Origin of the sequence: Bombilactobacillus folatiphilus, assembly GCF_023380265.1 — a bacterium.
Taxonomy (GTDB): domain Bacteria; phylum Bacillota; class Bacilli; order Lactobacillales; family Lactobacillaceae; genus Bombilactobacillus; species Bombilactobacillus folatiphilus.
The window spans coordinates 177,905-190,808 of the sequence record NZ_CP093366.1 but is presented as its reverse complement, the minus strand read 5'-3'; the positions used below and the strand labels follow the sequence as shown (position 1 = coordinate 190,808).

The window sequence follows — 12,904 nt, the reverse complement described above, 5'->3', positions numbered from 1 at the left end:
TGTAATTTAAAACCACACTCAGATAATAAAAATATCTCAACTAATTTGTACAAAAAAATTAATTATAATTTGCATATAAGATGCTAAACAATTTGGTATCAAAACAAATTGATACACACCTCATCAACGCTTCCGGGATAAAAACTCAACATAAGTTGGGAGCAATCTCAAAATCGTTATTTTTTCTAAAAAAATTTTTCACAAGTTTTGCTCATTGAAACTCATCTAAAGCAACAAAAAAGGCTTCCAAAATTAGCTTGTGTTTGGAAGTCTGCTTGTTTTTATCGATTAAATTTTTTGGAACTTAATTCCGTGTGAAATTGCGGATCTTTGGGGTGACTAGGATCTATCCCTTTGGACTCTGGGACCAGTGCAGCCATTAATTGAAAAACTAAGGGTTCGATAAAAGTTGTGAAAGCTGGTAGCACCTGTACATCATAACCGAAATGATGTTCGGTCATTTGCTGACTCAAGTCCACAACATATAATTGGGAAGTCCACTTTCCTAACACTTCCAGCATTTTAGCAAGCCGCGGCTCACTTCCATCATCAATGAAAAAAATCGTTGATTGCGCATCAATTGCGTTATAAATGCCATGAATAAATTCATTAAACTCATAACCTGTCACCGGAATCCGCCATGTTTCCAGCAACTTCAACGCACTTTCCAGCGTGTCACCATATGAATTGGCCGGACCGACTATGCGTAAATCATGCGTTTTAGCAAAATCTAATTGATGAGCTCGAACCCACTGCTGTGATCGTTCATAAGCGTGGTCAAATTGTTGTAAAACTTGGTGGAGTGCCTGTAAATCCTGTTCAAACTGCACCTTGGTTAAATGATGATTAGCTACCCCCAGATATTCTGCCAGCAACAACAAATTCAATTTGGTTGCGTAATAGCCCTTTGTCTTGGCACCTGCTGTTTCTTCGCCGAGATCGACGGTCAGCACTTCATCGGCGAGTTGGTCCAAGTAAGCTTGCGGTTGACCAGCCATGGTCGCAATCGTACATCCAGCTTGTTGTGCACGCTGCATTGCTTCAAAAGTTGACAAACTGCTACCACCTTGCGAAATGCCAATAAATAAAGTTTGCGCATCCAACCCTTGTAAATAAGCATCCGTTAATAAAAAGGGATACGCCGTTTGAACTTTAATCCCACTCTTTTGGCGCATCAATTCCTGCATTTGAACGCCAGAATGGTAACTGGTTCCAGAACCGGTCAGTATAATTTGTTGAAGCGGACGCTGAACCACCCGGGCAAACAATTCTTGACTACCTGCCATTAACTGAACTAACTGCGTGGGTGTTTGTTGTAAAGCTTGTTGAATTAAATTCATCTGACTATCCTTTCGCCGTTAACCAAAAACTTTCTCATGCCAGCTAGACACAAGAAAGTTTTTTATCATTTTAATGTCTAAATCGCTACCTAGTAATTCTCTAATTTCCACATATAGCGGCGTTGTGTTAAAGGATGTTGCCGAGCAACGGACAATTCATCGGCATAAATTCGCATCACGCCCGTGATTAACATCGGGTTGAAGTAATCAATCACATTCGGCGAAGCAATCGAAGCTAAATTGTGATCCTTGGCATCAATTACAGTCAACTTAGTATCAAAGCGTTGCAAGAATTCCAAGGCGCGAGCATCCAAATGTCTGGTCGAACCGTCGTTCATGAATAACAAATATGGTGCATCTTTGAGCGCCAATTCAAATGGACCATGGAAGAACTCACCAGAATTAATTGTCGTGCCCGTAATCCATTGCATTTCCATGAATAAGAACGAAGCAGTCGAATAAGCAGTACCAAAGGTTGCCCCACTACCCAAAACATAAATTTTGTCTACATATTGATAACGTTGCGCAAACTCTTTGGCGGCACCTTGGGCCATCTGAACTTCATGATTAATCAGGTCAAATAAACCATCGAAAGCTGTTTGGGCTTCATCATAAAATTCATAACCTTCAAATTGGTTCACAATTTCAATCGCTAATTGTAAAGCCATCGTCATTTTTTCGGTTTTGTGCGCATAATCTTCTTCAAAACCGTGAATTAGGACAAACTCGGCAGCTTTGACAATGGGTGAGTCTGGATTATGCGATAAAGTGATGACTTGGGCGCCTAATTCCCGCGCATGCTTGGTAGCTGCAATGGATTCCGGCGTGGTACCGCCCAATGAAGCAGTAATCACAATAGTATCGGCTCCCACAAATTTGGGTGTAGCATAATTAAATTCGTTAGCTTGCATAATTTGCACGGATAAGCGCTGACTTTCTTGTGCCACAAAATAGTATGCTGGGTACAAATCGGCCATCGAAGCACCACAACCAGTGAAAATCACATGCTTAATTTGGTCATTGTTCTGCTTAATTGTTGCAATAATATCCTTTGGTGTCTGTGTCATAATTAATTCGTCCTCCTAAAATTTATGCAAAAATTCCTAATGGGCTTAACACTAAGCCCAAGACAATACAAATTACCAAAATCCAACCTGTGCTGACATGCTTTTGCAACAGCCAGTACATGAAGAAAGTGAACGCCAGCGGAATCATCTGGGGAAAAATGGAATCCAACGTTTTCTGCAAACTGAACGCTTTGCCAAAATGCAAAGGCGTAGTAATCCCAATCATGCTGGCAATCATTGCGCCAATAACCATCAAACCTACAATTGTCACTAAGTACATGGCGCGATCCATAATCCCTTCCGCGGTCAATTTTTTCAGAAAAGTATTTCCCGCTGAATATCCGAATTTGCCACCGTAATAAGTGACCAACAGTGCGGGAACTACAGAAATCAAAACAGCTAAAATGGGGCCCAAGATATTGCCTTGCTTGGCAAATGTGATGCCCAAGCCAAAGGCCAAAATCTTAATTGTGCCTTGGAAAAAGGAATCCCCAACTCCTGACAACGGCCCCATCAGTGACGACTTCACAGCATTGATTGAATTGGGATCAAACTCATCTGGCTTGCGCGCATATTCTTCTTCCATCGAAGCAGTAATGCCCAAAACAAAGGCACTGGTTTGCGGCGTACAATTATAAAACGCTAAATGTCTTTTATAAGCCTCTTTTTTCATTTCGAGTGTTTCTGGTCGTCCATCACCATAAATACGATCAATAATCGGAGCAATTCCGTACATAAAACCCAGATTCATTTGACCTTCATAATTCCACGACGCCTGAATCGCGTACGACCGCCAAACAAAGGACCAATAGCGTTTTTTCAATTCTTTTTGCGTTAATTTTGGAACATTTTGTGCAACTGACATCTTTTAGCCTCCTTTCTATAATTCTTCTAAATCGTCATCGGCTGTTTGTTCAGTATGAGCCGTTTGCTTTTTGGGCAAAACTTCGTTCAAGACTAAAACCAAGAGCACCGCAAAGATGGCCACCCCAGTAACTGACATCTTGGCATATGCGGTGATAAAGAAACCTAACAACAAATACACCATCGTTTTTTTCGTCAGCATCGTTTGCATCAACAAGGCAAAACCAAAGGCTGGCAAGATTTTGCTGGCCAAAGTTAACGCATCCGTGACCCATTTTGGAATCATGGCAACCACGTTCTTGACTAAATCGGTGCCTAAATAAACCGACAAGAAAACTAAAATAAAATACAAACCAGCATACAATAACGATCCCCACAAAATATGGTAATGGCGAGCTTTAGCAAATTTACCCTCATCAATCGCCGTTTTGGCCCAACGATTAAATGTCGAAATAAACATTCGCACCACAATTGCCAACATTTGTCCCAAAATCGCTACGGGCAAAGCAATCGTTAGAGCCGTTTGTGCATTCGTATGTGACAAAATAGCAAACGCCGTCGCAATCACTGATCCCAAAACCAAATCTGGTGGCGCTGCCGCACCGATATTGGCCATGCCCATAAACACTAATTCCAATGAAGCGCCGACAATTAAGCCTTTGGTCAAATCGCCTAAAGCCAAGCCGACTAAACAGCTCATGACTAACGGTTGTTCCAAATTGCTGCGTCCCAATAGCCGTGAATCCATCACGCCGATAACGCCGACAAATCCTAGTAAAATAGCTTTGACTAACATCAAACTCCCTCCTTTTTATGATTAGGTTCAAATTAATTGATTCAAATTTTCTTTTTTCGATGTGGGAACTTGTTGCATATATAACTCAAAACCCTGTTCCTTCAATTGTCGACTAGCTTGCACTTCAGCTGTAGTTAAATAAATCGCTTTACTAAATTTTTTAGTCTCCGACCGTTCCGGAATCCCACCATAATTAATAGCTTTAATTCCTGTCAGACTGGGCGCCACAGCCGCTGTTTCAGTCACATTGCCAAAAATAATCATCGTTTGTTCGCTCAGTGCGTTAATTTTTGTCATGCGAGCCAATGCTTGTTCGTCACTAAAAACGCTCAACTTAATATCTGCCGGCTTGGATAATTTCAACGACATTTTTTTAAAATCATCTTGTGCCGTCGCATTATCAATAACGATGATGCGCTCAATTCCTTGAGACTTGGTCCAAGCAAACAAGACTTGACCGTGCAACAATCGGTGATCAATCCGAATCATTTTAATCATCTATTTCCTCCTCACTAGCATCATCCAATTGCTCATTCATCCAAACCATACTTTGACGACATTCTCGAATTAGCTCCTGAATTTTCGTTTTCGTTAAGTCCTCACTACAAGTTGCCAAGGCTAGGACAAGGGGCAAATTCATGCCCGTAATCAAAGTGATTGAATGATTTTGCAACATTAACTGCGTGAGATTATTGTTAACCGAACCACCTAAAATATCCGTTAAAATCACCACAGGCTCTTGCGTTTGTTCAATCTTTGCTTTGATTAAGGACAAAAAATCTGCATCCTGCACTCCATAAGCCGAAAAAGCTGTGACTTGCGATTGCGGGCCAACAATCATTTCTAGCGTATCCTTCATGCCTTTGGCCAACTGACCATGGCTGACTAGAATCAATTCCATTCTCATCACCTCTTTTGCTTTAGCCCACTTCATCTATTTACAAGCAAAAAGCGTGCCAAAATCTGGCACGCTTTCTTGCGTTCATTTTTATAACTGATTAACGGTATCAGCGGCGATAATATCATAAATATAACCGTATTCAGCTTGAGGAATCGTGACACTATATTCAGTTTCGATGACACTAAACGCTTTTTGGATATTCTGAAAGATTGTTAAACTTTTTGTGTCGGTTAAACTGTCCCAATTATACGTGGTGATGGGTTCATTACGAATTAAACGCTCAACCAAATAACTTACATGGACATATAGCGTCATTCGTGTGCCACTACTCAAGCGTTGTCCACTGAGCTGAGTATAATTCTTGAAAGCTTCGTCAATATTTTGCATCACAACATTGACATCTAAAATCGTAATTGAGTTTAACACCCGTTGCAAAGTAAAATTGTGAATCAAGCGATCATTAAAATCGTTTAACTCCTGTTCACTCAAATATTGACTTAAAACGTGCGTTAATGCTGTGAGATCTGCCCCCGAAATCATGCTTTCTAACGAAAAATACGGAATCTGCGGTAACTGCGGATCCATCGTACCAATCACCATGACAATATTATAAACATGACGCAACAAAGCAAGCTCTTGGGAGTCCTTAAGTTGACTTTCTTCAAACGCCAACACCGACAAATGGGCATTGGCAGGCAAACTATCCAACACTAATTTACGAATTTTCGTGGCGGTTCCGATCCCCGTCAGACAACAAGTAATGATTAAATTCTTTTTGACTTTTTGTGGATAAATCATTTGTTGCTCGGGCTGAATTTGCTTTTTCACACTCGTCATAATTTTGGGTAAACTTTGCTTTTGTTGAATACCTGTTGCCACTAACAAAGCAGCTTGCGTGGATACATTATTCAAAATGGCAATCGGGAATTCCACATCTCGCGCAATATATTTTTGCACACCTTCTAAGGAACCCATATCCACCATCAAAATCAGTCCTTGATCAATTTGATGATTTTGAATGTAATGATTGATTTTTTGACCAACGGTGGCAATTTGAATATCCACCGGCATATCAATTGCATCCAAAATATGCAGATGATGCATACCGTTCACCACATTCACAATACTGCTGGCGGTAGAATAACCATGTGCCAAAACGATACACCGCAAGGCACTGGTTTGCGACTTTTGAATAATGCTATACAAAAAAATGTACAAAAACACTGCATCCATCAAATCATAAGCCAGACCCACACTTTGCGTGATGATACTATCAATGGTTTCCACCACAATCTGTAAATTAGCATTCAAAGCTTGAAAATAATGCACCACTTTTTTGGCTAAACGTGCTTGCTTGCCGGTCAAATAACCATTGGAATCCTGTCGATTGTAAAAATAATATGACAAAATCAAGGCCGTATTACCTGTAAAATCAATATTTTGATCCTTGGTAATCGTTGCTAAAACATTTTCAAATAAGTTTTTAAAAAAATTAAGGGGGATAATATTAGCGTGCTGATCCTTTTCAAACACTAGATAATCGCATAACTTATTAATCTTCGCAATACTATTTTCAATGAACAAATCCGCGTACTGCATCTGATGATAATCATTGAGAATTTGTTGAATCGTCTGCTGAATTTCGTCGGTCAACACTGGTTCTTTGGTGATCAATTGCGCCAGTGTTTGTTCCACAGTAATGTCCAAAAAACCGGTTTGGAGCGCCACCACTTGGGCATGACTACTATTCAAATTTAAAATTTCTGGTGGCAAATTCGGCAAAGTGATTTTCAACGGAACAAGCGTGGTTGCCTGATGAATGGCACTGGCTACCGAAAGTACAATCGCATTTTTCAGCGAACCAATATTACCTTGATAACGAATGGAACATAAAACCTTAATGACCGCTTGATGGACTTGTAAATTGCGCTGTAATTGCTGAGCTTGCTGCCAATAAAAAAATTTGATTAAATCTTTGACTTCCTGCAGTTCCCGTTGTTGCAAGCTGGGAATTTCAATTTGAATCGGAATACGTCGCAAAAAAGTATCCAAAAAATAACTTTGAAGATTTTCCGTGGTCGCACAAATAATGCGCACGTCCACCAAATGCCGTTTACTTGAACCACCCAATGGGGTGATATAACCCGTATCCAGATAGTTAAATAATTTTTCTTGACCTTTAGCATCCAACCGGTGTACTTCATCCAAGAATAAAACGCCGTGATTGGCCTGATCAAAGACACCAGTTTGCGCGGTACTAGCACCTGTAAATGCCCCTTGATTATAGCCAAACAAATTACTAGCCAATAATTCAGGATTGTCAGCATATTCTGCACAATTAAAATGAACAAATTGCGCGTTGGACGCCAAATAGCCTTGATCCAAGCAATATTGATAATAAACTTGGGCTAAGAAACTTTTGCCGACCCCCGTAGGTCCTGTCAACAAAATCGATAAACCTTGGGGATAGCTCGCTGCCATTTTCAAACGCTCAATCGCAATATATAACGAACCACGATTGCCAATCACTTGATCAAACGCATTCGTACCAGACGCTGATTGTGCCAATGCTTGCAATAATGTTTCTCTGGTCGGGTACATATCTAACAAACGCACTTGATAATGTGTTTCCAAAACCCGTTTATCCCAATAAATCACAGGTCGCGAATTAATTTTCAACGCTTTATGGTCCTTAAATAACAAATTTAAATAATGACTCACAGTATTACGCTTAACCCGAAATTTTTGACACAAAAATGCCGCGCTGATTTCATGTTGTTGCCAGTGTTCATCAGCTGTTGCTTCTTTTAAACATAATTCAATTTGATCCAATAACATTGGCCATCACCACCATCAAAATTTTAGCGTCGCACCTTGCGTTTGGCGGCAGCAACGATCCCTAACTGTTGCCGATATTTGGCCACCGTGCGGCGCGAAATGTAGTCACCGGCTTGCGTCAATAACGCACACAATTTTTGATCACTGAGTGGATGAGCCTTGTCTTCTTGTTGCACCAACGTTTTGATTTGCGTTTGAACTTCCGCCACTGAATGATCTGCTGGACCCGAACTGCGTTTCATCAAAAATGACTTCAAAGGAAAAATGCCGCGTTCACATTGTAAATATTTGCCATTCAACGCCCGACTAACCGTGGATTCACTCAAAGCTAATTTTTGTGCCAAATCCCGCAGTAACAACGGGTGCAAACTAGCGGTATCATTTAAGAAAAAATCGGCCTGCACCTCAATAATCAACTGTCCAATCAAGCTTAAGGTTGTCAAACGATGATTCAAATTTTGCTGTAAAGTTTGGTAAGCCTGATATTTTTGTTGCACATATTGTTGAACCGCACGATCGGTACTTTGTTTCAACATATCATACGTTTCCTGTACAAAAATCAAATTGGGATACCCATATTTGGTCACTTCTAAAGATAATTGTTGCCCTTGCCGCTGCACAATTAATTCCGGAATAACATATTGCGCCGTCTGATCAGCTGTATAAGGATACGGACTTAAAGTTTGAATAACGCCAAAAGCAGCTTGTACTTGCGGCAAAGATACCTGCAATTGTGTAGTAATAGCCGCCCAATCGTGGCTCACTACTTGATCAAACGTTTGTTTCAGCATCTGACTTGCCAACAAGTTCGTGGGCGTTGCAGGTAAATTAAATAATTGTAACTGCAAACATTCTTGCAAACTTTGCGCACCCACCCCCGGTGGATCCAAATTGACCAATAATTCCTTGGCATCCGCGAATTCTAACGGTTGTATCTGTAATTCTCGCTGTAACTGCTGCTGAGAAAACGACAAATAGCCATGCTCATCCAAACAATTAATTAACAAAATCACAATTTGTTGTAAGTGTGTTTTGCGCATGGTTAATTGCACTTGTTCCAATAAGTAATCATCTAAATTTTGTGGTGCGACATCTACATGCCAAGTTTGCGCACTTAACGCCACTTCGGTTTTAGACAATCGAGGATTCACATCAAACAGTGGATTTTCGAGGCTTTGCTCTTTCACATAATCATTCAAATCCAAGACATTAGCTTGCAGGATTTGCAGCGATTGCTTCATCGTCTGTGAAAGAACTAACTTTTGGACTTGTTTTTGATTAAGCTGATATGTTTGTCGAAAACTCATCACGCTCACCAACCTTTAGCCCTCATTATGTCATAAATGTTAAAATATTAAAAACTTTTTAATCTATGAAAATGATTTGTCATTTGGCAATAAAAAAAGTCCTTAACAGTTTCCAAATTGAACTGTCAAAGACTAATTGCTTATATTAATTTGCTTATTTAGAATCGGGTAAAGCGCCATGCCGTGTAATCAAGATGCCACTCATCAACAAAATCACACCCAAAACACAGTAACCGCTGAAAATACCTACAAATGAATGTTGCTGACTTTCAATCACGCCGCTTAAAGTAGGACCAATCGCTGCCAATAAATAACCCACGGATTGCGCTGTTCCGGACAATTTAGCCGTTTGGGCGAATGAACTCGTTTTGTCTTGAAAGAAAACCATACATAAACTAAACGCCGAACCAGACGCCAATCCAGTAATCACGGCTAAAAGCAAATTCCAACCCATGGTGTGCGGTACCACCAACAAACCAAAGGTGCCTAGTGCATAACCGCCACCGACAATCACAACACTCACATATTTACCAAGTTTGGTAGAAGCCAGCGGCGGAATCAATAAGGACATCGGCATCCCGCATAATTGAAAGACTGTTGCTAACAAACCTGCTTGATTCGTTGAAAAATGGTTATCCCGCCAAAATACAGGTAACCAAGTCAACATTGAATAGTACAATAACGACTGCAAGCCAAAGAAACATGTCATCAGCCAAGTTAAGGGATATTGCTTAATTGCTATCACTGGCGTTTGATGATGTTGCAGCTTTTGGTGAGCCGGTAATTGATGATCTACAAACCACCAGACAATTAACGCTACCAAACTTACTGATGACATTATCATAATCGCCGCACTTAAACTTGTTTTCTTAACTAACGGTGCCGCAAAGCCTGTTCCAAACGAAGCCACTAAGCCCATGGTGAAAGTGTATAAACTCGTTAATAAGGTGGCTTTTTGTGGAAAATATTCTTGAATTACGGCTGGCAGTAACACATTGCCACCTGAAATCCCTATTCCTACTAAAATTGTGCCCGCAATCAAGACAAAGCTGCTGGGCCAAGCTCTTAAATAGCCACCAATCGTTAAGACTACCAACGTCACTAACAACACACGCGCATTGCCAAAGCGAATCCCCCATTTAGCAATCAGCGGTGATAAAATCGCAAACATCAATAACGGGATCGTCGTTAATAAACCACTTAAACTCGTTGCTAACCCTAAAGCATGATGTAGCCAAGGTAGAATCGGCGGTAACATTGTAATCGGTAAACGTAAGTTAGCCGCAATTAAAATAATACCGACACTTAAGCTCCATAAAGTTCTTTTTTTCAAAAATAACAGTCCTTTTTTCACTTCTTTTTCAACACAGCAAATTTAACTTTACTAGGAATAAGCTTTTTTTGCAATTGATTTTTTCTAAAATAAGAAAAAACTTCTGGTATGATTCGCCAGAAGTTAACTGTGCTTTTGTGTGGATAACTGCGCTGGAACTTGGGCAATAATGGGTTCTAACGTCCCAGTCGCTAAAATACTCAAGCGATGCATCGCTCTAGATGCAATCGTATAAATCAATTGGCGATCGTCCTCACTAAATTGCCCAGCACTCATATTCCACATGATCACTGCATCAAATTCCAAACCTTTGGCCAAATAGGCGGGAATCACCAAATTACCATTCGCTAAACGTTGATTTTCTGATTTGATCAGGGTTAATTTTTGTCCTGCAGCTGTGAACCGTTCGTAAACAGCCTGCGCTTGCGCCAAATCTTTGGTAATAATCGCTGTCACATAACCATCCGCTTGATTTTGCTGCAGTTGCGTCAGCGCCGTTTGGCTCATGGCTGGTTCATCAGCACTAACTGTAATATTAGGCAAATCGCCATTTCGGTCAAACGGCACAATTTTTTCGCCATGAGTCAACAAGCCCCGCGTAAATTCCGTAATTTGCTTGGTCGAACGATACGAATGCGTTAGTTGCACCACGCGTACTTTTGGCGCATCAAATAAACGCGCAATTTCCTTTAATAATGAATTAGTTTTGTTCTGCACCAAAATCGATTGATTCAAATCCCCCAGCATCGTGTAACGAGCCCGAGGAAAATTAAATTTCAAATACGCTAATTGAAACGGCGTATAATCTTGAATCTCATCAATGAACACGAATTTCATCTCTGAATCACCATGATATCCTGTCAATAAATCGTACAAGTATAAATAAGGCGAAATTTCATTAATCGTAATCTTGTGTTCCTTGAAGTTTTGCTGGAATTCTTGGATATGATTTTGCCACTGTTCTCCTTTTATCTCATAGTGAGATATTTTAACAAGCTGCGGAACAACTTCCAAAAAACGTTGATACGTGGCGGTAATATTCAAAAAATTATTCTGCTTAATTTGACGAATCAATGGTTTAAAAGCTTTTTGAACCAACTTACGCGCCAAAAAACGTTGCTCAGCATCGCCGTTGGTAAACTCCTGATCGGGATAATCATATAAGGCCCGCAATTGTTCAGAACTCAATGATTCAATGGTCTCTTGCACCCACTTCTTGCGCATTTCTTGCCCCATACGCTGATTCAGCAATTTTAGCAATTGCTGTTTTGTGCCATCAATCCGGTTAATTAACTTATACTGCGGACCAAAACCATAATAAATTTGGGCAATTTTTTCTTTCGTAATCAGCACGCGTCCCTTAAACTTCAAATCGCGAAAATACACGCCGCCACTATTCAAAATTTTGGCGTAATTGGTTTCAAGTTTGAAAAAATCTAAATCTTCCATTAAATTGGCAACTGGATCATGAACACGTTGTTGCGTCTGTTCAAATTGCTCAAAGAGTGTTTGTAATCGCATTTTGGGCAAGCGACGCGCCACATACTGCAAATACGTCATCTGCACCATATTTTGTTCACCCATTTCTGGCAAAACATGACTGATATAATCGTTAAATAACATATTGGGTGAAAACATCAACACTTGACCCGAAGTCAATTTTTTGCGGTACCGATATAACAAATACGCAATTCGTTGCATAATCGCGGACGTTTTCCCTGAACCAGCGGCTCCTTGGACAAATAACAAATTCGATTCGGTATCGCGAATAATTTGATTTTGTTCGCGCTGAATGGTCGAAACAATCCCCTTCATCTGCGTGCTAGCTTTTTCGTCTAACACTTCTAACAACATTTGATCGCCAATGGTTTCTGCCGTGTCATAAAGCGTTTGAATTTGCCCATCTGCAATAATGAACTGCCGTTTAAGATGGACATCGACAGCTTGTTGACCATCAGGCGTTTGATAACTAATCCGCCCTAAATCTCCATCATAATAGATCGACGAAATCGGTGCGCGCCAATCATAAACCCAAAATTTATTATTTTGATCCGTAAACGAACTCAAGCCAATATAAATCGTTTCGGGCTTCCCAGTTGGCAATTCCTGAAAATCAAGTCGCGCAAAATAGGGCGTTTTTTCTAACTTTTGTAAAACGCCCAATTGCTGGTGCGAACGTTGCCAAGAATTATTTCGCTCCGCCAACATTTGTTGCTGTTGATGAATCGATAACGCGCCAGCCATGGAAACAGAATCGTCGCCCATGCCAATATGCACGTCATCGCCAAAAGTCCGATCAATTTCTTTGATATCTGCCTTAGCTGTGGACATATTGTGTTCCATTTTTTGTTCTGATTGCTGGATTAATTGGACTACTTCATCTAAATGCGCTTGTTCTTGTTGCTTGATTGTCTGTTTTGTCATTGAACATAATCCCCAAACTAATTGAATTTTCGCC

Annotated in this window: 10 protein-coding genes; all 10 read right to left on the bottom strand. The window is 40.4% G+C overall.

Annotated elements, in window-relative coordinates:
* Positions 1-281 precede the first annotated feature (281 nt).
* The 10 genes from MOO45_RS00845 to helD all read right to left on the bottom strand — a co-directional run bounded on the left by MOO45_RS00845 (position 282) and on the right by helD (position 12,870).
* Entirely contained in the window at positions 282-1,340 is a 1,059-nt protein-coding gene (locus MOO45_RS00845; RefSeq protein WP_249514540.1) for an SIS domain-containing protein, read from the bottom strand.
* 89 nt (positions 1,341-1,429) lie between these two features.
* Positions 1,430-2,407, bottom strand: coding sequence for an SIS domain-containing protein (locus MOO45_RS00840; protein WP_249514539.1), 978 nt, complete (start codon positions 2,405-2,407; stop codon positions 1,430-1,432).
* Between the two features lie 22 nt (positions 2,408-2,429).
* Positions 2,430-3,272 (bottom strand): PTS system mannose/fructose/sorbose family transporter subunit IID, encoded by an 843-nt coding sequence (locus MOO45_RS00835; RefSeq protein ID WP_249514538.1) that lies wholly within the window; start codon positions 3,270-3,272, stop codon positions 2,430-2,432.
* A 15-nt stretch (positions 3,273-3,287) separates the two neighbouring features.
* A complete protein-coding gene (locus MOO45_RS00830; protein ID WP_249514537.1) occupies positions 3,288-4,067 on the bottom strand; it encodes a PTS mannose/fructose/sorbose/N-acetylgalactosamine transporter subunit IIC in 780 nt (259 codons plus the stop codon).
* A gap of 27 nt (positions 4,068-4,094) precedes the next feature.
* Positions 4,095-4,565, bottom strand: coding sequence for a PTS sugar transporter subunit IIB (locus MOO45_RS00825; protein ID WP_249514536.1), 471 nt, complete (start codon positions 4,563-4,565; stop codon positions 4,095-4,097).
* Positions 4,558-4,968 (bottom strand): PTS sugar transporter subunit IIA, encoded by a 411-nt coding sequence (locus MOO45_RS00820; RefSeq protein ID WP_249514535.1) that lies wholly within the window; start codon positions 4,966-4,968, stop codon positions 4,558-4,560. The genes MOO45_RS00825 and MOO45_RS00820 overlap by 8 nt, the downstream gene beginning before the upstream one ends.
* Before the next feature lie 87 nt (positions 4,969-5,055).
* The gene (locus tag MOO45_RS00815) at positions 5,056-7,806 is read right to left on the bottom strand and encodes a sigma 54-interacting transcriptional regulator (RefSeq protein WP_249514534.1); all 2,751 of its coding nucleotides are present in this window, start codon (positions 7,804-7,806) and stop codon (positions 5,056-5,058) included.
* Between the two features lie 23 nt (positions 7,807-7,829).
* Positions 7,830-9,113 carry an RNA polymerase factor sigma-54 gene (gene rpoN / locus MOO45_RS00810; RefSeq protein WP_249514533.1) on the bottom strand — a complete coding sequence of 428 codons (1,284 nt, stop codon included), beginning with the start codon at positions 9,111-9,113 and terminating at the stop codon, positions 7,830-7,832.
* A 154-nt stretch (positions 9,114-9,267) separates the two neighbouring features.
* Positions 9,268-10,446, bottom strand: a complete 1,179-nt coding sequence (locus MOO45_RS00805; RefSeq protein WP_249514532.1) for an MFS transporter — start codon at positions 10,444-10,446, stop codon at positions 9,268-9,270.
* 123 nt (positions 10,447-10,569) lie between these two features.
* Positions 10,570-12,870, bottom strand: a complete 2,301-nt coding sequence (gene helD / locus MOO45_RS00800; RefSeq protein ID WP_249514531.1) for an RNA polymerase recycling motor HelD — start codon at positions 12,868-12,870, stop codon at positions 10,570-10,572.
* Between the last annotated feature and the right edge of the window lie 34 nt (positions 12,871-12,904).